Source organism: Curtobacterium sp. MCLR17_054 (assembly GCF_003234335.2).
Classification (GTDB): Bacteria; Actinomycetota; Actinomycetes; order Actinomycetales; family Microbacteriaceae; genus Curtobacterium; species Curtobacterium flaccumfaciens.
In genome coordinates, this window is record NZ_CP126263.1 from 1,123,588 (window position 1) to 1,148,227 (window position 24,640).

Consider the following 24,640-nt stretch of genomic DNA (forward strand, 5'->3'; position numbering starts at 1 on the left):
GTCAGCGGTCGATCCAGGCGGTGCCGAACCAGGGCGTCGAGACCGGGGTGGTCCGGATGCCGTGCACGGACGAGCGCACCAGGAAGTGGTTCTGCTGGTCGTACAGGGGGAGCACGGTGTCGCTCGCCAGGATCGCCTTCTGGGCCTGCTCGTACAGGTCGGCGCGCTCGTCGGCGTCCGAGGTGCGGGCCGCCTGCTCGAGCAGCCGGTCGACGGCGGGGTCGTCGAGCTGGGCGAGGTTCGCGAAGTAGCCGGACGGTGCGGGTTCGATGCTCGCGCTGTCGTACAGGATGCGCAGGACGTCGGGGCCGACCTTCGTGTACGGGGCGCTGACGACGTCGTACTCGTTCGCGGCGAGGGCGGCGTACCAGCTGGACAGGTCGAGCTCGTCGAGGACGACCTTGAACCCGACGGCCTTCTCGGACGCCTGGATCTGCTGGAACAGGCTGCGCTCGGCCGGCACCGACTGGTTCGTCGAGACGGGGAACGTCACGGTGAGCTGCTGGCCGTCCTTCTCGCGGATGCCGTCGGACCCGACCTTCCACCCGGCGTCGTCGAGGAGCTGCTTCGCCTTGGTTAGGGAGTAGTCGAACCGGCTCTTCTCGGAGTACGCGAGCGGCTCCGCGCTCGAGAGCACCGAGTACGAGCGCTTCGCGGTGCCGAGGAACAGCGACTGCAGGCCGGGGTCGATCTCGGCACCGGCGATGAAGGCCTGGCGCACCGCTTCGTCACGGAAGACCCCGTGCCCGGAGTTCAGCTCGAGCCGGTTCGAGGCGCCGGGGCGCGGGGCGTCGAGGTCGCGGATGGCGCCCTTCGCCGACGCGGCCTTGAGCTGGTCGGGCTGGGCGTTGTCGATCACGTCGACCTGACCGGACTGCAGCGCGGCGTAGCGCGAGGTCGAGTCCGGCAGGAACCGCCACGTGATGCCGGACAGGCGCGGCTTCGTCGCACCCCAGTAGTCGGTGTTCTTCGTCAGGGTGACGCGGTCGCCGTGCTTCCAACCGGTGACCTCGAAGGGTCCGGTGCCGACCGGGGACTCGCAGTTCGTCGCCTGCTTCCGTTCGAGCGCCTTCGGGGACTCCATGCCCACCCAGGGCTGCGAGAAGGACTCGAGCAGCGCGCTGTCCGGTCGGCTCAGCGTCAGCGTGACGGTGTGCTCGTCGGTGGCGGTCGCCTTCGTGATGGACTGCAGCGCCAGGTAGCCGGTGCTCGAGGCGGTGGCCGGGTCCTGCACGTGCTCGATGTTCGCCACGACCGCGGCGGCGTCGAACGGGGTGCCGTCGGCGAAGGAGACGTCGTCACGCAGGGTGAACGTCAGGGTCTTCCCGTCGTCGCTCGTGCTCCACTTCGTCGCGAGTTCCGGCGTGGGCTTTCCGTCCTCGAGCCCGACGAGCTCCTCGATGTACTGCGTCGCCAGGAGTGCCTGCGGGTAGTTGCCGCCGACGTGCGGGTCGAGGCAGGTCGGTTCGGCGTCGCCGGAGGCGTAGGTGAGCGTGCCGCCCGCGACCGGGGTGCTGCTCCCGGTGCTCGTGCCCGGTCCGCTGCAGGCAGCCAGGACGAGCAGGACCGCGGAGGCGCTCGCGACGGCGGCGAGGGTTTTCTGTACTGAGTCCAAGATCATGGCTGACCGAGTCTAGCGGTTTACTGGGGCCCATGGACGAACCGATCCGCCGCGGTGGCCGACCCCGACGCTCGAGCGCCGAGGTGCTCGCGGACGCCGCCGCCGAGCTCTTCCTCGAGCAGGGGTACGGACGCACCACGGTCGACCAGATCGCCGCCCGCGCTGGGGTCAGCCGCGCGACGTTCTTCAACTACTTCCCGGCGAAGGCCGACGTGATGTGGCTCGAACTCGACGCCGCCGTCGCCGGGCTGCCCGGGTACCTCGCCGCGTCGACCGAGCCGAGCGTCGTCCGGGCCGTCGAGCAGGCGCTGCTCGCGGCAGCCCGTGCCCACGACCCCGAGCGGGTGCCGTGGGCCGTTGCGCAGGCCGAGGTGATGGGCATCGGGCCCGAGCTGGTGGCGGGCGTCGCGGTCCGGGTGACGGCGCAGCACGAGGCCGTCGCCGCCTTCGTCGCGGGCCGCACGGGGGAGCAGCCGCGCTCGCTCTGGCCGCAGACGGTGTCCGGCGCGATGCTCGGTGCCGCCGCCGCGGCGTTCGGGGTGTGGGTCACCGACGGGGTCGGCCGCCGTGCACTCGTCGAGTACGTCGCGGCGGCGCTCACCCCGGTGGTCGCGGGCCTCGACGCCCGCTGACGCGCCGGCGTCTTCGCGCGACGCCGCCTCGACGGCGAGACGCCGTTGAATCCTGCGGCGTCTCGAGCACATGGCGGCGTCTTGCTGGCACGCCGGCGTCCCACGGGCCGCGCGCGGGGCGGTGGACGGGACGGGCGGCGGACGGGAGGCCCGTGGCAGCCTGGCACCGCGCCTCCCGTCCGACGTTCGGTCGCCCACGGAGCACGCCGGCGTCTTCACATGACGCCGCCTCGACGGCGAGACGCCGCCTTATCCAGCGGCGTCTCGAGCACATGGCGGCGTCTTGCTGACACGCCGGCGTCTTGCGACACGAACCCCGCCGCCGGCCACCCACCCAGTCGACGCTCACTCCGTGCGCAGGGTCCCTGCGCCCCCGGAAGCCACGTCCGAAGCCGTGCCGTCGCGCACGACCTCGGGCACGTCGCCGTCGGTCGGCACCAGCGACTCGTCGCCCGGGTAGCTCAGGGTGAGGACGGCCTCCTCGATGTACGGGCTGTCCTCGAGCGACTGCTCGACGTCGCGCAACCGCACCGCCACGTGCTCCTCGGTCTCGTTGCCCGTCAGGTCGACGGCCGCGACGAGGTACACCCGCGACGGCCCCACGAACTCCAGGTGCAGGTAGGTGACCCGCTCGACCTGCGACCGGCCCAGCAGCTCGACGAGCACCGCGTTCTCGAGCTCGGGGGACGTGCTCTCGCCGAGCAGGAACCGGCGGTTGCGGTCGATCAGGACGATCGCCACGACCCCGAGCAGCACACCGATCGCGATGGAGCCGAGCGCGTCGAAGACCGCCAGCCCGGTGACCTGGTGCAGGAACACCCCGAGGAACGCCACGACCAGGCCGATCAGCGCCGCCGCGTCCTCGGCGAACACCGCACGGAGCGTCGGGTTCGACGACTGCAGCACGTGCCGCAGCACCGGGACCTTGCGCTTCGTCGCGGCACCGTGCGCCTGCCGGTACGCCTGCAGGAAGCTCGTGCCCTCGAGCAGGAACGCGACCCCGAGCACGACGTAGTTGAGCACGACGTCCTCGGCCGGCCCGGTGTCCCCGAACTCCGAGATGCCGTGGTAGATCGACACGATCGCACCGGCCGTGAACAGGCCGAACGCGGCGAACATCGACCAGATGTACGTCTCGCGTCCGTACCCGAGCGGGTGCGCGGTGTCCCGCTTCTTGCCGCCCCGTCGTTCCGCGACGAGCAGGAACACCTCGTTGCCGGTGTCCGCCCACGAGTGCGCCGCCTCGGCCACCATCGAGGCCGAACCCGAGACGAGCGAGGCGATCGTCTTCGCGATCGCGACGAGCAGGTTCGCCCCGAACGCGATCAGGACGGTGACGAGTGACTCGGGACGTTCTTCTGCGGGCATCACTCAAGCATGCTCCCGTCCGGTAAAGTCGTGTTCCAAGAGCGTCGATCCGGCCATCACCGGGGAGCTTCCGGAAGAACGCGGAGCGCACCAGCGGCTCCGTCAGTAGAACCGGGCGGGTTCGGGACCGTCACCACCCCCGACACAGAGTGGTCGCACAGCGCACGTTGGGCGGCAAACGAGGTGGTACCGCGGAACCTGTTTCCGTCCTCGTGGAGATCGAGCGAACCCACAAGGAGTCCCGGTGCCGTACCCGTTGAACGCCGATGCCGATGGCGTCGTCCCCTCGCCGAGCTTCCCCGCCGTCGAGCGGGGCATCCTCGCCTTCTGGAAGCGCGACGACACGTTCCAGGCGTCCATCGACGCGCGACAGGGCTGCCCGGAGTGGACCTTCTACGACGGCCCGCCCTTCGCCAACGGCCTGCCGCACTACGGGCACCTGCTGACCGGCTACGCCAAGGACGTCTTCCCGCGCTACCAGACCATGCGCGGCAAGCAGGTGCACCGCCGCTTCGGCTGGGACACCCACGGCCTGCCCGCCGAGCTCGAGGCGATGCGCCAGCTCGGCATCACCGAGAAGCACGAGATCGACGCCATGGGCATCGACGTCTTCAACGCCGCCGCCAAGAAGTCGGTGCTGCAGTACACCGACGAGTGGCAGGAGTACGTCACCCGTCAAGCGCGCTGGGTCGACTTCGAGGACGACTACAAGACCCTCGACGTCACCTTCATGGAGAGCGTGCTCTGGGCGTGGAAGCAGCTCTGGGACAAGGGCCTGGCGTACGAGGGCTTCCGGGTCCTGCCGTACTGCTGGAACGACCAGACACCGCTGTCCAACCACGAGCTGCGCATGGACGACGACGTCTACAAGATGCGCCAGGACCAGTCCGTCACCGTCTCGTTCCCGCTGCACGGCGACCGCGCTGCCGCGCTCGACCTGACCGGTGTGCGGGCGCTCGCCTGGACGACGACCCCCTGGACCCTCCCGACGAACGCCGCCCTCGCGGTCGGTCCGGAGATCGCGTACGCGGTCGTCCCGGCAGGGCCTGGAGGCGCGGCTGACGGTGCCGACGCCGGTTCCGTCTCCTACCTGCTCGCGTCCGACACCGTGGCCGCGCACGCGAAGGAGCTCGGCTACGCCTCGGGTGACGAGGCGCTCGCCGCCGTCGCGCGCACGCTGACGGGCGCCGAGCTCGACGGCGTCGAGTACGAGCGGCTGTTCGACTTCCTAGCCGACCAAGAAGGGTACGAGAACGCTTGGCGAGTACTGGTCGCCGAGTACGTCGAGACCGGTGAGGGCACCGGCATCGTGCACCAGGCCCCGGCCTACGGTGCCGACGACCAGGAGGTCTGCGCCGCCGCCGGCATCCCCGTCGTGCTGTCCCTCGACGAGGGCGGCGTCTTCACGTCGCAGTTCGGCGAGGTCGCCGGCATGCTCTGGTCGGACGCGAACAAGCCGCTGACCAAGGCGGTCCGCGACGCCGGGCGACTGCTCCGCCAGGCGTCCTACGAGCACAGCTACCCGCACTGCTGGCGGTGCCGGAAGCCCCTCATCTACAAGGCCGTCTCGTCGTGGTTCGTCCGCGTCACCGAGCTCCGTGACCGCATGGGCCAGCTCAACCAGGACATCAACTGGGTGCCGGACAACGTCAAGGACGGCCAGTTCGGCAAGTGGGTCGGCAACGCCATCGACTGGTCGGTCTCGCGCAACCGTTACTTCGGGACGCCGATCCCGGTGTGGCAGTCCGACGACCCCGAGTACCCGCGCACCGACGTGTACGGCTCGCTCGCCGACATCGAGCGCGACTTCGGTCGCCTGCCGGTGAACGCCGAGGGTGAAGTCGACCTGCACCGGCCGTTCATCGACGACCTGACGCGGCCGAACCCCGACGACCCGACGGGCAACTCGACGATGCGCCGGATCACCGACGTGTTCGACGTGTGGTTCGACTCCGGCTCGATGCCGTACGCCCAGGTGCACTACCCGTTCGAGAACCGCGAGTGGTTCGAGTCGCACAGCCCGGCCGACTTCATCGTCGAGTACATCGGGCAGACGCGCGGCTGGTTCTACGTGATGCACGTGCTCTCCACCGCGCTGTTCGACCGGCCGGCGTTCCAGAACGTCATCAGCCACGGCATCGTCCTCGGCTCGGACGGCCAGAAGATGTCGAAGTCGCTCCGGAACTACCCGGACGTCTCCGAGGTCTTCGACCGCGACGGCGCCGACGCCATGCGCTGGTTCCTGATGTCCTCGTCGGTGATCCGCGGCGGCAACCTCGTCGTCACCGAGGAGGGCATCCGCCAGGGCGTCCGCGAGTTCATGCTGCCGCTGTGGTCGACGTACTACTTCTTCACCCTGTACGCGAACGCCTCGGGCCCCGACGGGTACCGGGCCCAGCGCCGGACCGACTCGACCGACGTGCTCGACCGCTACCTGCTCGCGAAGACCCGGGTCCTCGTCACCGACGTCCGGACGCACCTCGACGCGCTCGACACCCCGCTCGCAGCCCAGGCCGTCCGCGACTTCGCCGACGTGCTCACGAACTGGTACGTCCGCCGCTCGCGCGACAAGTTCTGGACCGGGGCCGACGCGGACGCCGGCGCCGAGACCCGTGCGGCGTTCGACACGCTGTACACCGTGCTCGAGACCCTGACCCGGGTCGCCGCCCCGCTCGCGCCGCTCGTCACCGAGGAGATCTGGAAGGGCCTGACCGGCGGACGCAGCGTCCACCTGACGGACTTCCCGGACCCCGACGAGTTCCCCGCCGACGACGCCCTCGTCGACGCGATGGACCGCGTGCGCGACGTCGCCTCGAAGGGTCTGGCGCTCCGCAAGGCCACCGGCAAGCGCGTCCGCCTGCCCCTGGCCACGCTGACCCTGGTGGTGCCGGACCCGGCCGCGGTCGAACCGTTCGCCGACATCCTGCGCGACGAGCTCAACGTCAAGCGCGTGGTGCTCGAGGCCCAGGCCGAGGAATCGCTGGCGCAGTACGGCATCGAGCGGAAGCTCACCGTCAATGCCCGCGTCGCCGGCCCCCGCATCGGCAAGCAGGTGCAGCAGGTGATCCCGGCCGCCAAGAAGGGCGACTGGACCGCGACCGACTCCGGCGTGACCGTCGGTGGCGTCGACCTGATCGAGGGCGAGTACTCGCTCGACCTCACCGTGGCCGACGCCTCGGTGGCCGTGGCGTTCCTCGACGAGGGCGGTTTCGTCGTGCTCGACACCGTGACCACGCCCGAGCTCGAGGCCGAGGGGCTCGCCCGTGACGTCGTCCGCGCCGTCCAGCAGGCCCGCCGCGACGCCGACCTCGACGTCAGCGACCGGATCGCCCTGACCCTCCGGGTGGACGACACGGCCGACGGCGCGGTCCGCGCGCACCAGGAGCTCATCGCCGGGGAGACCCTGGCGACGAGCGTCGAGATCGTGCCCCTCGGGGCGGACGACACCACCACCGACGTCGGTGACGGTGCGAAGGTATCCGTGGAGGTAGCACGCGCATGAGTGACCACGACCAGTACGACGACCACGAGGCGAACGAGGAGTTCGTCGGACACGACGAGCTCGACGGTCACGGTGTTGACGGGCGCGACGCGGACGGCATCCGGATCCCGGTCGGCCCCTCCGGCGACGCTCCGGCCGACGCCGTGCCCTACGGCGGCGACGACGACGAGGTCCGGCGCGTCGAGGCCGCCCTGTACGCCCGCATCGGCGAACAGGCCCCCGAGCGCCGGCTGACCGCCACGCGCCGCGCCGTCGAGCTGCTCGGCGACCCGCACCTGGCGTACCCGGTGATCCACGTCACGGGCACGAACGGCAAGACGTCGACCGCGCGCACCATCGAGAGCATCGTCCGGGCCCACGGTCTGCGCACCGGCCTGATGACGAGCCCGCACCTGGTGTCGATCCGGGAGCGCATCGTGGTCGACGGCCAGCCGATCGCGGCCGACCGGTTCGTCGAGAACTGGGACGACATCGCCCCGGTGCTCGAGATCACCGACCGCGAGCTCGCCGACAAGGGCGAACTCCCGCTGACGTTCTTCGAGGCGCTCACGGTCCTCGCCCTGGCGTGCTTCGCCGAGGCCCCGGTGGACGTCGCCGTGATCGAGGTCGGCATGGGCGGCGAGTGGGACTCCACCAACGTCGTGCAGAGCCAGGTGTCGGTGTTCACGCCGATCGCCATCGACCACGCGAAGCAGCTCGGTGCCACGGTGGCCGAGATCGCCCGCACCAAGTCGGGCATCGTCAAGCCGTCGTCCGCCGTGGTGTCGAGCCGACAGGTCCCCGAGGCCCTCGCCGAACTCGAGCGCGCCGCCGAGCTCACCGAGTCCACCCTGGCCGTCGAAGGTTCGGTGGGCTCCTTCGAGCCGGTACCTGACCGTCGCGAAGCGGCGGGCAGGCCGAGCTCGCAGGGATTCAGTGTCGTCGACGTCACCCCGGCCGTGGGCGGACAACTCATCACCGTGCAGGGCATCGCCGGCCGCTACGACGACCTGTTCCTGCCGCTGTTCGGCCGGCACCAGGCCGAGAACGCCGCCGTGGCGATCGCGGCGGTCGAGTCGTTCCTCGGCCGCGGGGCCCAGGCCCTCGACGAGGACGTCCTGTCCGAGGGCATCGCCGGCACGACCAGCCCCGGTCGCCTGCAGCCCATCGCGACCGACCCGACCGTTGTCGTCGACGCCGCGCACAACCCGCACGGTGCGAAGGCCCTGGCCGAGGCGCTGCCGGTCGCGTTCCCGTCCGAGCACGTCGTCGGCGTCGTCGGGATCCTCGGCGACAAGGACGCCCGCGGGTTCGTCCGCGCGCTCAAGGACACCGTCGCCACGTTCGTCGTGACGCAGCCGCCGGGGGAGCGTGCGCTCGACGCGGACGAGTTCGCCCGGGTCGTCGTCGACGAGGTCGGCGAGGACCGCGTCGTCGTCGAGCCGTCCCTGGCATCAGCACTGCAGGAAGCGCGCAGCCTGGCCGACGAGGCGGACGCCGAGGACGCCCTCGTGCTCGTCGCGGGCTCCATCGTGATGGTGGGCGCGGTCATGGACCTCGTGCACCGCGAAGGGGAGGCGAAGTGACGGACGCACCACGGGCCTCCCGGCCGGGCCGCGCACCGCGCACCCGGAAGCCGCGCCGCGAACGCGGGGCGCAGGAAAGCCTGCTCTCGATCACGCTCGTGCTCGAGGCGATCATGTTCTTCTTCCCCATGCTCGTCGTCTTCGGCAAGGGCACGCTGCCGCCCGCAGCGGCCTTCGGCGGGGGCATCGGCGCGATCATCGTCCTCGCAGCTGCCTCACGTCTGACGGGCAACCGGGCCGGTGTATGGTTCGGGTGGCTGCTGCAGGCGGCCATCCTCGCCACCGGGTTCATCGAACCGTTCGTGTTCGCGGTCGCCGTGGTGTTCCTGGCGCTGTGGGTCTTCTGCTTCGTCAAGGGCGGTCAACTGGACCGTCAGAACGCCGCGCGCCGAGCGGCCATGGGCGAGGACTGACCACCACATTCGACCCCGAACACAGGGAGTACTGCGTGTCCGACTTCGAAGAGACCCTCGTCCTCGTCAAGCCCGACGGCGTCGCCCGCCAGCTGACCGGTGAGATCCTCCGCCGGATCGAGGCGAAGGGCTACGAGCTCGTCGACCTGAAGATGCTCACCGCGCCGCGTGACCTGCTCGACGCGCACTACGAGGAGCACCAGGGCAAGCCGTTCTTCGAGCCGCTCGTCGAGTTCATGCAGTCCGGGCCCGTCGTCGCCGTGCGCGTCGCCGGCAACGGTGCGATCGCGGGCTTCCGCTCGATCGCCGGCACCACCGACCCGACCTCGGCCGCTCCCGGCACCATCCGTGGTGACCTGGGCCGCGACTGGGGCCTCAAGGTGCAGCAGAACCTGGTCCACGGTTCGGACAGCCCCGAGTCGGCCGCGCGCGAGCTCGCGCTCTGGTTCGCCTGAGCGACGGGGACGACGTGACGAACAACGACCGACCCACCAAGAACGAGCGGCGTCAGCACGCCCGAGAGGTCGCACGCCAGCGCGCCGACGCCGAGAAGCGCCGCAAGCGCCGCAACAAGTGGTTCCTGCAGGGCGGCATCGGCCTGGGCATCGTGGCGATCGCCGCGATCATCGCGATCGTCGTGGTGAACGTGAACAACGCGCCCGTGGTGTCCGCAGCCGGGCCGAAGAACATGGCCACCGGCGCGATCCAGTTCACCGGCCAGGACGGCAAGGTCACCCCGGTGACCACCCCGGCCGTGTCCGCGACGGGCTCGGCCTCGCCGGTCCCGACGGCCAACAGCGACGGTGCCGTGACGGTCACCGAGTACGTCGACTGGGCCTGCCCGGTCTGCAAGCAGTTCGAGGCGGCCTACTCCGACCAGATCCTCGACAAGGTGAAGTCGGGCGACGCAACCCTGGCGATCCAGCCGGTGTCGATCCTCGACCGCAGCTACGCGGGCTCCCGCTACGCCAGCCGTGCCGCGAACGCCGCCATGTGCGTGGCGAACTACGCGCCGGACAAGTTCCTCGACGTGCAGACGCAGTTCTTCGAGAACCAGCCGGCCGAGGGCACCAAGGGCCTGACCAACTCCGAGATCGCGAAGCTCGTCAAGGCGGGCGGCGCGACCGGTTCGGACCTGTCCCAGTGCCTGTCGTCCGAGCAGTTCAAGGGCTGGGTGACGAAGTCGACGCAGGCCGTCACCACGAACGAGGCGCTCGCGGGCACGCAGGGCTTCGGCACGCCGACGATCGTCGTCGACGGCAAGCGCCTGGACGACCTGAGCACCGTCATCACCGCGATCGACGCCGCGGCGAAGTAGCACTCCCCGAACGACCGACGGCCCTCGCTCCCATCCGGGAGCGGGGGCCGTTCGTCGTGAGGGGGGGCTAGGACGTCCCGCCGTGCTGCCGGACGAAGGCCGCGAACGCGTCGACGTCGGCGAGGGACGCCGCACCGTCCGCGTTGTACTGCTCGCCGTCGACGATGATCGTCGGCGTGCTCGTGATCCCGTCGAGCGACGAGTTCGGCACCGGGTCGTTCATCGCCCGGTTCGTGGCGTCGGCGACCCACCCGGCGAAGTCCTGCCGGGTGATGCACGGTGTCACGGCCGGGTCCGTCGCCCCGGCTTCGTGCGCGAGGGACGCCAACTCGTCGTTCGTGAGTCCGCGCGTGCTCTCCGAGGGCTGGTGGTCGTAGAGCGAGCTGTTGAAGGCCAGGAACGCGTCCGGGTCGTGGTCCGCGACGCACGCGGCAGCCGCGGCCGAGCGAGTGGAGTACCGCGATCCGAGCGACACGCGGTCGAGCAGCCCGAGCGGATGCAGCTCGAGGGTGGCGGTGCCGTCCTCGACCCACTGTCGGATCCGGGGCATCTGGGCCGTCTCGAACTGGTTGCAGTACGGGCACATGTAGTCCGCGTAGATCGTGATGGCGGTCCTCGAGCCGTCCTGCGCGGTCGGCGTCGGGGTCCCGCCGTCGGGCACCGCTCGCGTCTCGACGGGCACGATCCTGCCGTGCACCCCGGTGAGCAGGACACCGTCGCTCACCGCGTTCCGCGGACCCGGCCCGGCGGGCTGCACGGAGTTCGCGATGACCAGGACGACCACCGCGACCACCGCGAGGCCCGCGACGATGATCCCGCTGATGCCGAGTGTGCGGAGGCGCCGGCGTCGAGACTGCTCTGCCGCCCGTGCCGCTCGCGCACGTTCCCGTGCGGCGTCCCGGCGCGCCCTGCTGCTCTCGATCTCGCTCATCGATCCCGAGCGTAGGGGCAGCGGGGACGGCTCAGAAGCTGGTGAGGACCGCGGGGAACTTGATGATGATCGTGACGATGATGACCAGGTAGTTCGCCAGCACGAACGCCCAGCTGAAGGGCAGGAGCGACCGCCCGACACGCTGTGCCCCGGCGCCGAAGCGCCCCTGGGCGGCGTTCCAGATCGTGAACACCCAGAACATCGGGATCGTCATCGACCAGACGAGCATGCACCACGGGCACAGGGCGCCGATGACGAAGACGGTCTGCGTGAACAGCCAGGTCACGAACACCCACGCCAGGAAGACCCCGGCGTTGAAGACGATCCAGAACCAGCGCGAACCGTTCCGGAACCCGGCGAGCAGCAGCACGGCGACCGCGATCGGGGCGACGAACCCCATGACGCCGAGCAGCGGGTTCGGGAACCCGAACAGGTGCCCCTGCCAGCTGGCCATCACGTCGGAGCAGTTGATGAACGGGTTCACGTCACAGCTCAGGACGGCCTTCGGGTTCTCGTACTTCGTGAACTCGTCGAGGACGAGCCGGAACGAGCCGAACAGGCCGACGATCCCGGTGACGAGCAGGAAGACCGCCATCGCGATCGGACGACGGGGGGCAGGTGCAGACGCGGTCACGCGGTCATCATCGCATGCGGGTTCCGGTGCTTTCCGGGTGCGGCATGCGATAATGCCTGGAGGTCGTGCGGCCAACCGCACACCGAAGAGAGCTTTCCGAGTGACGCCCCACCGGGCCGAACCCGGACGATCCGGTGCGGTGAGAGCGCACTGTGGTCGGGCAGCGTCACTCCGATGCCGAGCCGGAACGGGCCGGGTGCCCGGACCGGAACGGGCGCGGACGCAACGAGAAGTTGACGCGGACCGATCACGAGACAGCGAGCGCGGGGGCGTCGACGCCGCCCGCCACGACACAGAATTCCCGCCACCCGAAAGGGTGCGAGTGGGGCCGAGGAGTGCACCAGTCCATGGTGGAGCAGAACAACGACAACACGACCAACGACGAGAACGCGCCGAAGCGCCGGAGCCGCCTGTTCGGCGGTCGCCGCGCCCGGTCGTCCGGCCAGGAGGCCCGTGGGGGCGCTGAGCAGGCACCCCACGCCGACGAGACCCTCGCGCTGACGGGCGGCGCTGACGCCCGTCCCGCGGCCAGCGTCGCGTCGGCCGGTTCGCCGGACTCTCCCGGTTCGCCGGACTCGCCCGACTCTCCGGCCTCGCCCGCGTCGCCCGTCGAGCCGACCGACACCGGGGCGGTCTCCGTCGCGGTCGAGGCGGTCGCCGACAGCGGTGCCGAGCCGCACGACGTGAGCACGCTGACCGGCGACCTGCCGGTCGTGACGGGTAACCGGTCGGGCACCGCGACCGACGGGGCGGACGCGGACCGCGCCTCCCGTCCGGCCGACGCCGCACCGACGGCCGAGGCGAGCGACGACGCCGCACCCGCCGACGAGCCGTTCGTGCCGAAGGCCACGAGCACGCTCAGCCTGATCTTCCACGCGCCGGTGCTGCCGGAGCTGCCGCAGCGCGCGCCCCGGTTCGAGCGTGACCGCGACCGCGACCGTGACCGCGACCGTGACCGCGACCGTGACCGCGACGAGGACGACCGCTACGACCGCGAGGACCGCTTCGACCGCGACCGTGACGACCGCGACGACCAGGGCGGCTCGCGCCGTCGCTCGCGTCGCCGTGGTTCGAGCGCCGACCGCGAGGCCCGCGAGCCGCGCGACCACCAGGAGCCGCGCCGCCGCGAGCCGGAGCTCATCACCGAGCCGCAGCGCATCAAGGGCTCGACCCGACTCGAGGCGAAGAAGCAGCGCCGTCGTGACGGCCGCGACGCCGGACGCCGCCGCCAGGTGGTCAGCGAGGACGAGTTCCTCGCCCGCCGCGAGAGCGTCGACCGCCAGATGATCGTCCGCTCCAGCTCGTCGACGATCGAGATCGGCGTGCTCGAGGACGGCATCCTCGCCGAGCACTACATCACCAAGTCCGAGAACGTGTCGCTCATCGGCAACGTCTACCTCGGCAAGGTGCAGAACGTCCTGCCCTCGATGGAGGCGGCGTTCGTCGACATCGGTCGCGGGCGCAACGCCGTGCTCTACGCCGGTGAGGTCGACTGGAACTCCGTCGAGACCGGCAACCACGGTCGCCGGATCGAAGCAGCACTCAAGCCGGGCGACAAGGTCCTCGTGCAGGTCACGAAGGACCCGGTCGGCCACAAGGGTGCCCGCCTCACCAGCCAGATCTCGCTGCCGGGTCGCTACCTGGTCTACGTGCCGAACGGCTCGATGAACGGGATCTCGCGCAAGCTGCCGGACACCGAGCGTGCCCGACTGAAGAAGATCCTGAAGGAGGTCCTGCCGGAGCACGCGGGCGTCATCGTGCGCACCGCTGCCGAGGGCGCGACCGAGGAGCAGCTCACCCGCGACGTGCAGCGCCTGACCAGCCAGTGGGAGGCCATCCAGAAGAAGGTCGCCGGTGGCCACGCCCCGGTGATGCTGCACTCCGAGCCCGACCTGCTCATCAAGATCGTGCGCGACGTCTTCAACGAGGACTTCACGAAGCTGATCATCGACGGCGAGGCCGCCGGCGGCACCATCGACGAGTACCTGTCGGCCGTCGCCCCGGACCTCAAGGACCGCGTCGTCCGGTACGAGGGCCCCGACTCCTTCGAGGAGTTCCGCCTCAACGAGCAGATCGACAAGGCGCTCGACCGCAAGGTCTGGCTGCCCTCCGGTGGTTCGCTCGTCATCGACCGCACCGAGGCCATGACGGTCGTCGACGTCAACACGGGCAAGTTCGTCGGTTCCGGGGGCAACCTCGAAGAGACGGTCACGAAGAACAACCTCGAGGCCGCCGAGGAGCTCGTCCGCCAGCTCCGCCTGCGCGACATCGGCGGCATCATCGTCGTCGACTTCATCGACATGGTGCTCGAGGAGAACCGCGACCTCGTGCTCCGCCGCCTGGTCGAGTGCCTGAGCCGCGACCGCACGAAGCACCAGGTCGCCGAGATCACCTCGCTCGGCCTCGTGCAGATGACCCGCAAGAAGATCGGTGTCGGCCTGCGCGAGTCCCTCGACGAGGTCAACGCCAAGATCAACGACAACAACGCCGACCCGGGCCCGAGCAAGGGCCGTCGCAAGGGCCGCGGCGGGAACGGCAACGAGAACGGCCGATCCGACAACGGCAACGGCAACGGTGGCAAGGGGAACTCCGGTTCCTCGGGGCAGTCGAACGGTGCCTCCGGCCAGGCGCACCAGATCACCGACGACGTGAAGAACGCGCTGTCGCGGATCGCCGCATCGACCCTGTCGCACGACGAGCAAGAGGCCGCAGCGGCTGCCGTGACCGCGACGGAGGCCACGGCACCGTCGTCGGCCGACGCGTCGACCGGCCCGGACAGCACGGGTGGCGAGCAGCCGACCGGTTCGAAGCGTCGTCGCCGTGGCCGTGGCGGCCGCGGGGCAGAGCAGCAGAGCGGAGACCAGCAGAGCGGCGACCAGCAGGCCGCTGCCGACGCTCGGGCCACCGATGCGCCGCAGGCACCCGCTGCCGAGCAGTCGGACGCGCCGCGGTCGTCGGTCACCGCTGAGCCCGCCGTGATCATCGAGTCCGAGGCTCGCGCGCCGAAGGTCGCCGCTCCGGCCGTCACCGAGCCCGCAGCCGCACCGAAGGCGAAGGCCCCGGCCCGCCGTCGCGTGAGCTCGAGCGCCACCGTGACGCCGACCGACAACACCGTCGCGATCCTGGACATCCCGATCGCCGCGGCACCGAAGCGCGAGCCCCGCGCGGTCGCCCCGGACGCCGAGTCCCTGCTCGACTCGGTGCTCCAGGCGCTCCCGGAGCCGAAGCAGCCCGGACAGGGGCGCTCGCGCTCCCGCCGGGTCTCGTCGCCGAGCATCAGCGCTCCCGCCACGCCGACGGAGGAGTCGACCGACGACGCCGACGGCTCCGACGGCGCAGTGATCCTGGGGAACTGACGTGACGAACCCGGGCGACCCGCAGCAGCAGCGTGGGTACTACGGTGCGGGCTGGTCCCAGCCCGCACCGCCCGGCCCGGGTGCCCAGCAGCCCGGCGGCCCGGTGCCGCCGCAGCAGGGCGGTGTGCCGCAGTACGGGCGTCAGCCCGGTGCCGGCGCGCCGTACGCCCCGCCGCGGCCGCCCCGTGCCCCGGCCGATCCCCGCCGGGCCTTCGCGCCCGGTGCCTCGGTGACGAACACGGCCGGTGCGCTCATCGCCGTGGTGGCCCTGGTGCTCGTCGAGTTCGTGTCCGGGCTCTTCGGGCTGCTCGGCACCTCGCTCGTGGTCAGTCCGTTCCGGCACTACGGCGCCGGCACGAGTCTGCTCGGCAGCTTCACGACCGGGGTCTTCGTGGCACCGTTCCCGTACTACGTCGGTGCGTTCCTGGCCCTGGCGTTCCTGACGCCGATCGACCGCCGCAGCCCGCTGCCGAGGCTCCTGCTCCGCGTGGTCCTCGCCGGCGCCGCGGGCACGGTGGCCCTGATGCTCGTCGGGGTCTTCACCGGCTCGTTCGGAGCGGCCACCGCCGGCGGCTCCCAGCTCGTCATCGACGTGCTCACGCGACCGCTGCAGAACGGTCTGCCGTTCACCGTGATGCTCCTGGCGACCGCCACGGCCGCCTGGCTCTGGCTCGGTCGGCCGCGCCGCGGACGAGGCACGCCGACAACCCCGGGGATGCCGGGCACCGTCCGACCCGCCGACGCGGTCCCGCCCTCGACGATCCAGCCGCAGGCACCACAGCAGCCGCAGCCGCCGGCACCGTACGGGCAGGGGCGCGTGCAGCCCGACCCCCACGGCCAGTACGGCGGCCAGTACGGCGCCGGGCCACGCCCAGACCAGCAGCAGCCCCCGGCGAACCCCTGGGGCGGTCCAGCGCCCCGCTGAGCCCGTTCGCGCGGCCCTGCAGGCCGGCGGCGCACCTTGTGCGGCGCCGGGCGGGGCGGACGCACTCCGCGCCTCCCGGGCGTCCGGACGGTCGGTCAGAGACCGCGCTTGTCCCGCTGCGCCACGCGCAGCCCACTGCGGATCAACCGCAGCACGAGCTCGCGTCCGGTCACGGCCGAGGCGCCAGCGGCCACCAGTTCGTCGTACCGCGAGAGCGGGACGTCGTAGTGGTCGTGGTCGAACGCACGGCGCGGCACACCGGCCCGCGCAGCGAACGCGTGGAGTTCCGCGTAGGATTCATCACTGACGAGGTGCGACCACAGTGTGTCGTGGGCGGGCCACGTCGGTGGGTCGATCAACACGGTCACCGTGCAATCGTACGGGTGTCGCCGTTTGACCGGACCCAGGGTGATCGAGTATTCTCGGTCCCTGGTGTCAGCGGGCCGTTCTGCCTGCGTCGCCGATCGGGCCCGGCCTTCCGGGAGCCGCTCGTGCAGAAGTGGGCACCCGAGACTTCCCTCAAGCAGAGTTACGTAAGGATTTCCACGTGGTTTACGCAGTAGTGCGCGCCGGCGGCCGTCAGGAGAAGGTCGAGGTCGGCACCATCCTGACCATCGACCGTGCCAAGGCGGACGACAAGGGCAACATCGACCTCGCCCCCGTGCTCCTCGTGGACGGTGACAAGATCACGTCGGCGGCTTCCGAGCTCGCGAACGTGACCGTCACCGCCGAGGTGCTCGACGACCTCCGTGGTCCCAAGGTCATCATCCAGAAGTTCAAGAACAAGACCGGGTACAAGAAGCGCCAGGGTTTCCGCGCTGAGCTGACCCGCGTCAAGATCACCAAGATCGCGTAAGGGAGTCAACTCATGGCACACAAGAAGGGTGCGAGTTCCACTCGCAACGGTCGTGACTCGAACGCACAGCGCCTCGGCGTGAAGCGCTTCGGTGGCGAGGTCGTCAACGCCGGCGAGATCATCGTCCGCCAGCGCGGCACGCACTTCCACCCGGGCGCCAACGTCGGCCGCGGTGGCGACGACACGCTGTTCGCCCTCTCGTCCGGTTCGGTCGAGTTCGGCACCAAGGGTGGCCGCAAGGTCATCAACATCGTCAACGCGTAGTCGTTCGAACGACTGCAGCTGGAGGGGCGGGCCGAGTGCCCGCCCCTCCTTCGCTTTTCCCGCCGACGATCCCGTCGGCACAACGAAACACCTGGAGTGGACCCATGGCGACCTTCGTCGACCGCGTGACCCTGCACCTCAGCGCGGGGCACGGCGGCAACGGCTGCGTGTCGGTCCGCCGTGAGAAGTTCAAGCCCCTCGCCGGGCCCGACGGCGGCAACGGCGGTGACGGCGGCGACATCGTGCTCGTGGCCGACCCGCAGGTGACGACGCTGCTCGGCTACCACCGTTCCCCGCACCGCTCGTCGAAGAACGGGCAGCCCGGCATGGGTGACCACCGCAGTGGTGTGAGCGGCGAGGTCCTCGAGCTCCCGATGCCCGTCGGCACCGTGGTGTACGACGAGTCCGGCGAGGTCATCGCCGACCTCACCGAGCCCGGCATGCGCGTCGTCGTGGCCCCCGGTGGACAGGGCGGCCTCGGCAACGCGGCGCTCTCCACCACGAAGCGCAAGGCCCCCGGCTTCGCGCTGCTCGGCACCGAGGGCTGGGCGGGGGACATCAGCCTCGAGCTGAAGACCATCGCCGACGTGGCCCTGGTCGGGTTCCCGAGCGCCGGCAAGTCCTCGCTGATCGCGGCCGTCTCCGCCGCCAAGCCGAAGATCGCGGACTACCCGTTCACGACCCTCACGCCGAACCTCGGTGTCGTCGAGTCCGGTGACACCCGCTTCACCGTCGCCGACGTCCCCGGTCTGATCGAGGGCGCGTCCGAGGGCAAGGGCCTGGGGCTCGAGTTCCTGCGCCACGTCGAGCGGTGCGAGGCGCTGCTCCACGTCATCGACTGCGCCACGCTCGACCCGGGCCGTGACCCGATCAGCGACCTCGACGTCATCCTCGGCGAGCTCGAGCGCTACCCGGTCCCCGAGGGCCAGGTGCCGCTGCTCGAGCGCCCGCAGCTCATCGCCCTGAACAAGATCGACGTGCCCGAGGCGCAGGAGCTCGCCGAGTTCGTCACCGCCGAGCTCGAGGGCCGCGGCTACCGCGTCTTCCCGATCTCCACGGCGTCCCGCAAGGGGCTCCGCGAGCTGACGTTCGCCCTCGCCGACATCGTCGAGCAGGCCCGTGCCGCCCGTGCGGCCGAGCCGGTGCCGGAGCGCATCGTGCTCCGCCCCCGCTCGGTCAACGAGAAGCCGTTCACCGTGCGCGCCGAGGGCGGCGAGGAGCACCGCTTCTACCGCGTCCGCGGTGCCAAGCCGGAGCGCTGGGTCCAGCAGACGGACTTCACCAACGAAGAGGCGATCGGCTACCTGGCCGACCGGCTCGCGAAGCTCGGCGTCGAGGACGGCCTGTTCAAGGCCGGAGCCGTCGCCGGCTCCACCGTCGTCATCGGTGGCGACGGCGGCATGGTGTTCGACTGGGAGCCCACGCTCACGTCGACCGCGGAGCTCATCACGAGCGCCCGTGGCACCGACGCCCGCATCGGTGCGACGTCGCGTCCGACCCGCAACGAGCGGCGCGAGGAGTACTTCGAGCGGATGGACGCCAAGGCGGCCGCCCGTGCCGAGCTCGAGCAGGAGCGCGTCTCCGGGCTCTGGGTGGACGACGAGGTGGTGACCAGCGACCAGCTCGGCACCGGCGACCAGTTCGACGCCGACCAGGTCGAGACCAGCGACCAGAAGGACTGACCGCGGCATGACCGACACGACCGCCCGCACCGACCTCGGACCCGTCACACGGCGGGAGGACATCCCGCGTGCGCGGCGGATCGTGGTCAAGGTCGGCTCGTCCTCGGTCAGCGGTGACGCCGCAGGCCAGATCGGCCCCCTGGTGGACGCGCTGGCCGCCGCCTACGGCCGGGGGACCGAGGTCGTGCTCGTGTCGTCCGGTGCGATCGCGACCGGGTTCCCGTTCCTCGGACTCGAGGGCCGGCCGGACGACCTCGCCACGCAGCAGGCGGCGGCCGCCACCGGACAGAACGTCCTGATGTTCCGGTACCAGAAGGAACTCGACCGGCACGGTGTCGTCGCGGCGCAGATCCTGCTCACCGCCGGTGACCTGCAGAACCCCACGCACCGGGTGAACGCCCAGCGCGCCATCGACCGGTTGCTCGCCCTGCGCGTGCTCCCGATCGTGAACGAGAACGACACCGTCGCCACGCACGAGATCCGCTTCGGCGACAACGACCGGCTCGCGGCCCTGGTGGCCCGGCTGCTCGGGGCCGACGCCCTCGTGCTGCTCTCCGACGTCGAGGCGCTCTACACGGCACCCCCGGAGCAGCCCGGCGCGACCCGCATCGACGAGGTGCCGTTCGGCGACGAGCTCGCCGGGGTCACCTTCGGCTCGATCGGCACCGCCGGCGTCGGCACCGGGGGAGCGGGGACCAAGGTCGCCGCCGCGCGGCTCGCGGCCGAGGCGGGCACCGCGGTGCTCGTGACCGACACGGCGCTGGTCGACCGCGCGCTGGCCGGGGAACACCTCGGTACCTGGTTCCACGCCGCGCCGCGTCCCTGACGCAGTCCGCACCGCGCCGCGCCGCGTCGCGCCGGTGGCAGCGAGTGGTCACGACTCCCCGTCGGGACGGTGCCGACTGGTCGGAGACCGTTGGTGTGGACGTCGCGGAGCGACGGTCTGTGACCGCTCGCGTGGCGCAGGACGACGTGTCGTGACCGATTGACGGGGCGGGCGTGACCGCCTGGAGGCCCGGCGCCGGTCCCGGGAACCGGTGCCGGGCCTCCAGGCGGTCACGGCTCACCGACGGGACGCCGTCGAACGGTCGGGAACCGTCGGTGCGGGCGGCGCGGAGCGACGATCTGTGACCGCTCGGCAGGCGGGTGACGACGTGTCGTGCCCGCTCGGAGCGGCGGACCGGGCCTGGAGGCACGGCGAGCGTCAGCAACGCCCGTCACGAACCGAGGGGCGGACCTACAATCGGTCCATGTCGTCGATCGCGCCCGCCCCGACCCTCACCGACAAGCTCGTGGCGGCACGGGCCGCCTCGTCGGCGCTCGCGACCGCGACGACCGCCGTCAAGGACGCCGCCCTCGGCGCGATCGCCTCGGCGGTGCGTGCCGCGACCGACGAGATCGTCGCCGCGAACCACGACGACCTGGTCGCCGGCGAGGACGGCGGGCTCTCGTCCGGGCTGCTCGACCGGTTGCGACTCGACCCCGTCCGGATCGAGGCCCTCGCCGCCGCGGTCGAACACGTCGTCGGGCTGACCGACCCCGTGGGGGAGCACGTGCGCGGGTCGCAGCTGCCGAACGGACTCCAGCTCACCCAGGTGCGCGTGCCGTTCGGTGTCGTCGGGGCCATCTACGAGGCACGCCCGAACGTCACCGTCGACATCGCCTCCCTCGCGCTCAAGTCGGGCAACGCCGTCGTGCTCCGTGGCGGGTCGGCAGCCCAGCACACGAACGCCGTGCTCGTCGCCCGGATCCAGGACGCGGTCGAGTCGGTGGGGCTGCCCCGCGACCTGGTGCAGACCATCGACGAGTTCGGCCGCGCCGGTGCCACCGAGCTCATGCGCGCACGTGGCCTGGTCGACGTGCTGATCCCGCGGGGGAGCGCCGCGCTCATCCAGACCGTCGTCACCGAGTCGCAGGTGCCCGTCATCGAGACCGGTGCGGGCGTCGTGCACGTGTTCCTCGACGCGTCCGCACCCGAGCAGCGTGCGGTCGACATCGTCCTGAACAGCAAGGTGCAGCGGCCGAGCGTGTGCAACGCCCTCGAGACCCTCCTGGTGCACGAGGCCGCGGCCGAACGGCTCCTGCCGGTGCTGGCCGACCGGCTGCGGGCGTCCGGTGTGACGCTGCGCGGCGACGACGCCACGCGGGCGATCGTGCCCGGGGTGCTCCGCGCCACCGACGACGACTGGGCGACCGAGTCGATGGACCTCGACCTGTCGATCCGTGTCGTGCCCGACGTCGACGCGGCGATGGCGCACATCGCCCGGTGGTCGACGCACCACACGGAGTCGATCGTCACGAACGACGTCGACACCGCCGAACGGTTCCTGGCGACCGTCGACTCGGCGGTCGTGATGGTGAACGCCTCCACCCGGTTCACCGACGGCGGCGAGTTCGGTTTCGGTGCCGAGGTCGGCATCTCGACGCAGAAGCTGCACGCGCGCGGTCCGATGGGCCTGCCGGAGCTCACGAGCACGAAGTGGATCGTGCGCGGGTCCGGTCAGATCCGCGGCTAGACTGAACGGCGTCTTTCCCCGACCGAACGGAGCACGAACGATGACCCTCCTCGCAGAAGCTGCTGAGCACGCCTCCGGGGCGCCCGCGTTCGTGTTCCCGATGGTCGGCGCCCTCTTCTTCATCTTCCTCGGCTTCGTGACCTGGAGCTTCCGCGACGTGGCCTACCGCCACTCGCAGAAGTTCGAGGCCACCCGCCACCACGAGACGGGTGTCGACGAGTTCGGTCACACCAAGATCTGACCGACCACTCGATGCTCGAGACCACCGGACGGCCACGCATCGGCGTGATGGGTGGCACGTTCGACCCCATCCACCACGGGCACCTGGTCGCGGCGTCCGAGGTGGCGCGGGCGTTCGACCTCGACGAGGTCGTCTTCGTCCCCACCGGACAGCCGTACATGAAGTCCGACGTCACCGACGCCGAGCACCGGTACCTGATGACCGTGATCGCCACCGCGTCGAACCCGATGTTCACCGTCAGCCGCGTGGACATCGACCGCCCGGGGCCGACGTACACCGTCGACACCCTGCGGGACCTGCACGAACAGCGACCGGATGCCCAGCTCGTCTTCATCTCGGGCGCAGACGCCGTTCAGCAGATCGTCGACTGGAAAGACCATGATGGTCTCTGGGACCTCGCGCACTTCGTGGCCGTGACGCGTCCGGGACACGCCTTGAGCCTCACCGGATTGCCCGAGCGGGACGTAAGCTTGCTCGAAGTCCCTGCACTGGCCATATCCTCGACGGATTGCCGTGACCGGGTTCGACGGGGGTTCCCCGTCTGGTACTTGGTTCCCGACGGTGTCGTCCAGTACATCTCCAAGCACCATCTGTATCGGAGCGTTGCATGAGTTCGTCCGACGCGCAGCCGCCCCTGTCGCGGCGCCAGGCGCGCGAGCGGGAGCGTGCCGCCGCGGCCGGTTCGCAGCCCGCGACGCCGCCCCCGACCGTCGCCGCACCCGCCGCCGAGACCCCCGAGTCTCGTCGCCGCCCCGGGTCGCACGTCGCCCCGGCCCCCGGTGGCCCCGCCCAGTCGTCCGCGCCGGCATCGGCGCAGACCGAGTCCGGGTCTGACCAGTCCGTCCCGGTGTCGGCGCCCGCGGCCGGTGTGCCGCCGTTCCCGCCGGCCTCCGCGACCGAGATCGTCCCCGGTAGCGGTGGGCTCACCCGTCGCCAGATCCGGCAGCTCCGTGCCGCAGAGCGCCAGGCGGTCCTGCCGGTCCCGCTGCAGAACCCCACGCCCCAGTCGTCCGACCGCACCGTCGAGGACGTCCTCGGGTCGGTGGACACGATCGACCCCTCCGCCGCGCCGCAGAGCGCTCCGGACGCCGAGGCCGCGCACGACGAGCAGCCCGCTGCCCCGACGGTCCTCGACCAGGCCGCCGTCGCCCAGGCCACCGAGGCCGACGGGTCCCCGGACGCGCTCGAGCCCCTCGACGAGGCCGCCGCGCACGCCGAGGAGCCCCGCCGCCACCGGTCGACGTGGTCGCCGCCCGCCGACGTCACCGAGTCCGACGCGTCCGCGACCGACGTCCCCGACTCCGGTGCGCCGGAGACCGACGCCCCGGCGGGCGACGTCCCCGAGTCCGACGCCCCTGCGGACGAGACGACCGACGTCGCACCGGCGGACGAGTCGTCCGAGGACGCTCCGGATCGGTCTGCCGACGACGCTCCCGCTCCCGCTGCCGGGTCGCAGCCCGCCATCACGCCGGTGCCGATCCCGACGAACGCCGCCGCGGCGACCCCCGCGGTGTTCCCGCTCTCGCTCGACGCCGAGGACGACGACACCAACGAGGTGCCGCTGCCCGAGCCCGCGACCGAGGCCCCGAAGGTCCCCGCCGCGTTCCAGCGTCCGACCGAGCCGAAGCCGGTGACCACGGCCTTCGCGCCGCCCGCCGGCCACTGGTCGCAGCAGGCGCACGACTCGAACGACTCCGAGGTGCACGACGCCGAGACGGGCACCCGCCGTGTCGCGGTGACGAACACGAACGCGATCATCCTGCCGAACTCGGCGCTGGCCGACCCCACCGGTGCCCTCAACGCGACGGGCGAGGTGATCCTGACCGGGTCGATCGACCTGCCGGCGTCGCTGTCGTCGACGGGGTCGCACCGGCCGATCGACGGCGCCGAGGTCGACCGCCTGCTCGAGCAGCAGGACGAGCAGCCCGAGACCGACGCCAGCCCGGTGCGGGCCAGCCGCGCGGTGTCCAGCCACACCTCGACCCGTCAGGTCGTGCTCGCCGCCGCCAAGCCGAAGGAGTCGCGCACGCCGCTGATCCTCGGTGTGACGGTCGGCGCGGTCGGGCTGGCTGCGGCCGGCGTCATCATCACCGCACTGCTCACCACCCACGCGTTCGGCGGCTGACCGCTGCCGTCCTCGACGTCCGTTCTCCACCACCCCGCCGACCCTGGCCTGGCCGCTGTCGGCGGGGTGGCTTATGATCGTGACCCATCAAGCGAACCGGCTGTCCGTCGGTTCGACGACCGGAAGGAATCCGTGACCGCCTCCACTCGCGCACTGGAACTCGTGCAGGCCGCAGCACTCGCGGCCGACGCCAAGCAGGCCGAGGACCTCGTCGCTCTCGACGTGACCGGGCCGTTGCAGCTCACGGACGTGTTCCTGCTCGCAACCGGTCGGAACGAGCGCAACGTGCAGTCCATCGCCGATGCCGTCGAGGAACGCCTCCTCGAGCTCGGTGCCAAGACGCTCCGCCGCGAAGGCCGTACCGAGGGCCGCTGGGTCCTCATCGACTTCGGCGAGATCATCGTGCACGTCTTCCACGACGAAGACCGCCAGTACTACTCGCTCGAGCGTCTCTGGGCCGACTGCCCGACGATCCCGCTCGAGCTCCCGGTGGACCACACCGCCTGATCAGCGACGCGCCCGGGTGACGGCTTCGATTTCGTTGCCCGGCGTTCGCATGGTGTACGCTTCTATGGTGCCTCCGGGGAACCGGTTGGCACGGAAGCAGCACGATCTGGGTCTGTGGCGCAGCTGGTAGCGCACCTGCATGGCATGCAGGGGGTCAGGGGTTCGAGTCCCCTCAGATCCACCC

At 71.1% G+C, this 24,640-nt stretch carries 22 protein-coding genes and 1 tRNA gene; 18 read left to right on the forward strand and 5 right to left on the reverse strand.

Translation table 11 applies throughout. From position 1 onward, the window contains the following. Nucleotide 1: 1 nt before the first annotated feature. A complete protein-coding gene (locus DEJ08_RS05420; RefSeq protein ID WP_111054868.1) occupies nt 2–1,621 on the reverse strand; it encodes an ABC transporter substrate-binding protein in 1,620 nt (539 codons plus the stop codon). Nucleotides 1,622–1,653: 32 nt separating this feature from the next. On the opposite strand from DEJ08_RS05420, the gene DEJ08_RS05425 reads away from it, so the two are divergent. Further along, nucleotides 1,654–2,253, forward strand: coding sequence for an acyl-CoA-like ligand-binding transcription factor (locus DEJ08_RS05425; RefSeq protein WP_027464707.1), 600 nt, complete (start codon nt 1,654–1,656; stop codon nt 2,251–2,253). Between the two features lie 345 nt (nt 2,254–2,598). Here the strand turns inward: DEJ08_RS05425 and DEJ08_RS05430 are convergent, their stop codons facing one another. Continuing rightward, nucleotides 2,599–3,621: a cation diffusion facilitator family transporter gene (locus DEJ08_RS05430; protein ID WP_111030530.1), complete on the reverse strand. Its 1,023-nt coding sequence runs from the start codon at nt 3,619–3,621 to the stop codon at nt 2,599–2,601. A gap of 244 nt (nt 3,622–3,865) precedes the next feature. Between DEJ08_RS05430 and ileS the strand changes: the two genes are divergently transcribed. From ileS to DEJ08_RS05455, 5 genes are read left to right on the forward strand one after another with little or no spacing between them, the layout of a single operon-like run. Continuing rightward, complete coding sequence (gene ileS, locus DEJ08_RS05435; protein WP_111054869.1) at nt 3,866–7,123, forward strand: isoleucine--tRNA ligase; 3,258 nt, start codon at nt 3,866–3,868, stop codon at nt 7,121–7,123. Further along, on the forward strand, nt 7,120–8,688 hold the full coding sequence (locus tag DEJ08_RS05440) for a bifunctional folylpolyglutamate synthase/dihydrofolate synthase (protein WP_181439016.1): 1,569 nt from the start codon (nt 7,120–7,122) through the stop codon (nt 8,686–8,688). The genes ileS and DEJ08_RS05440 overlap by 4 nt, the downstream gene beginning before the upstream one ends. Continuing rightward, nucleotides 8,685–9,101: a DUF4233 domain-containing protein gene (locus tag DEJ08_RS05445; RefSeq protein ID WP_111054870.1), complete on the forward strand. Its 417-nt coding sequence runs from the start codon at nt 8,685–8,687 to the stop codon at nt 9,099–9,101. Before DEJ08_RS05440 ends, DEJ08_RS05445 begins: the two co-directional genes overlap by 4 nt. 35 nt (nt 9,102–9,136) lie before the next feature. Then, nucleotides 9,137–9,556, forward strand: coding sequence for a nucleoside-diphosphate kinase (ndk, locus tag DEJ08_RS05450; RefSeq protein ID WP_111054871.1), 420 nt, complete (start codon nt 9,137–9,139; stop codon nt 9,554–9,556). Nucleotides 9,557–9,570: 14 nt separating this feature from the next. Then, nucleotides 9,571–10,419 (forward strand): DsbA family protein, encoded by an 849-nt coding sequence (locus tag DEJ08_RS05455; RefSeq protein WP_071405555.1) that lies wholly within the window; start codon nt 9,571–9,573, stop codon nt 10,417–10,419. 67 nt (nt 10,420–10,486) lie between these two features. On the opposite strand, the gene DEJ08_RS05460 is transcribed toward DEJ08_RS05455, so the two are convergent. Beyond that, on the reverse strand, nt 10,487–11,350 hold the full coding sequence (locus DEJ08_RS05460) for a DsbA family protein (RefSeq protein ID WP_111054872.1): 864 nt from the start codon (nt 11,348–11,350) through the stop codon (nt 10,487–10,489). 31 nt (nt 11,351–11,381) lie between these two features. After that, complete coding sequence (locus tag DEJ08_RS05465; protein ID WP_164941242.1) at nt 11,382–11,984, reverse strand: vitamin K epoxide reductase family protein; 603 nt, start codon at nt 11,982–11,984, stop codon at nt 11,382–11,384. Nucleotides 11,985–12,331: 347 nt separating this feature from the next. On the opposite strand from DEJ08_RS05465, the gene DEJ08_RS05470 reads away from it, so the two are divergent. Together DEJ08_RS05470 and DEJ08_RS05475 are read left to right on the forward strand one after the other, a co-directional pair. Further along, nucleotides 12,332–15,340 carry an Rne/Rng family ribonuclease gene (locus tag DEJ08_RS05470; RefSeq protein WP_181439017.1) on the forward strand — a complete coding sequence of 1,003 codons (3,009 nt, stop codon included), beginning with the start codon at nt 12,332–12,334 and terminating at the stop codon, nt 15,338–15,340. A gap of 1 nt (nt 15,341) precedes the next feature. Continuing rightward, the gene (locus tag DEJ08_RS05475) at nt 15,342–16,265 is read left to right on the forward strand and encodes a hypothetical protein (protein ID WP_111054874.1); all 924 of its coding nucleotides are present in this window, start codon (nt 15,342–15,344) and stop codon (nt 16,263–16,265) included. A 95-nt stretch (nt 16,266–16,360) separates the two neighbouring features. On the opposite strand, the gene DEJ08_RS05480 is transcribed toward DEJ08_RS05475, so the two are convergent. Then, nucleotides 16,361–16,633, reverse strand: a complete 273-nt coding sequence (locus tag DEJ08_RS05480; protein ID WP_071405560.1) for a DUF4031 domain-containing protein — start codon at nt 16,631–16,633, stop codon at nt 16,361–16,363. 179 nt (nt 16,634–16,812) lie between these two features. On the opposite strand from DEJ08_RS05480, the gene rplU reads away from it, so the two are divergent. The 10 genes from rplU to DEJ08_RS05530 all read left to right on the forward strand — a co-directional run bounded on the left by rplU (nt 16,813) and on the right by DEJ08_RS05530 (nt 24,637). After that, complete coding sequence (gene rplU, locus DEJ08_RS05485; RefSeq protein ID WP_027464715.1) at nt 16,813–17,121, forward strand: 50S ribosomal protein L21; 309 nt, start codon at nt 16,813–16,815, stop codon at nt 17,119–17,121. Between the two features lie 12 nt (nt 17,122–17,133). Further along, nucleotides 17,134–17,385: a 50S ribosomal protein L27 gene (rpmA, locus tag DEJ08_RS05490; RefSeq protein ID WP_017885976.1), complete on the forward strand. Its 252-nt coding sequence runs from the start codon at nt 17,134–17,136 to the stop codon at nt 17,383–17,385. Between the two features lie 104 nt (nt 17,386–17,489). Further along, entirely contained in the window at nt 17,490–19,067 is a 1,578-nt protein-coding gene (gene obgE, locus DEJ08_RS05495) for a GTPase ObgE (protein ID WP_111054875.1), read from the forward strand. Between the two features lie 7 nt (nt 19,068–19,074). Next, nucleotides 19,075–19,893, forward strand: a complete 819-nt coding sequence (gene proB, locus DEJ08_RS05500; protein WP_217499638.1) for a glutamate 5-kinase — start codon at nt 19,075–19,077, stop codon at nt 19,891–19,893. A 424-nt stretch (nt 19,894–20,317) separates the two neighbouring features. Further along, a complete protein-coding gene (locus tag DEJ08_RS05505) occupies nt 20,318–21,583 on the forward strand; it encodes a glutamate-5-semialdehyde dehydrogenase (protein ID WP_111024155.1) in 1,266 nt (421 codons plus the stop codon). Nucleotides 21,584–21,623: 40 nt separating this feature from the next. Beyond that, nucleotides 21,624–21,824 carry a hypothetical protein gene (locus DEJ08_RS05510; RefSeq protein ID WP_035807661.1) on the forward strand — a complete coding sequence of 67 codons (201 nt, stop codon included), beginning with the start codon at nt 21,624–21,626 and terminating at the stop codon, nt 21,822–21,824. A gap of 11 nt (nt 21,825–21,835) precedes the next feature. Next, nucleotides 21,836–22,435, forward strand: a complete 600-nt coding sequence (nadD, locus tag DEJ08_RS05515) for a nicotinate-nucleotide adenylyltransferase (protein ID WP_027464719.1) — start codon at nt 21,836–21,838, stop codon at nt 22,433–22,435. Next, a complete protein-coding gene (locus tag DEJ08_RS05520) occupies nt 22,432–23,949 on the forward strand; it encodes a hypothetical protein (protein ID WP_111054876.1) in 1,518 nt (505 codons plus the stop codon). The genes nadD and DEJ08_RS05520 overlap by 4 nt, the downstream gene beginning before the upstream one ends. 132 nt (nt 23,950–24,081) lie before the next feature. Beyond that, nucleotides 24,082–24,456: a ribosome silencing factor gene (rsfS, locus tag DEJ08_RS05525; RefSeq protein ID WP_027464721.1), complete on the forward strand. Its 375-nt coding sequence runs from the start codon at nt 24,082–24,084 to the stop codon at nt 24,454–24,456. A gap of 108 nt (nt 24,457–24,564) precedes the next feature. After that, nucleotides 24,565–24,637: transfer RNA gene (locus DEJ08_RS05530), tRNA-Ala, on the forward strand. Nucleotides 24,638–24,640: the final 3 nt, after the last annotated feature.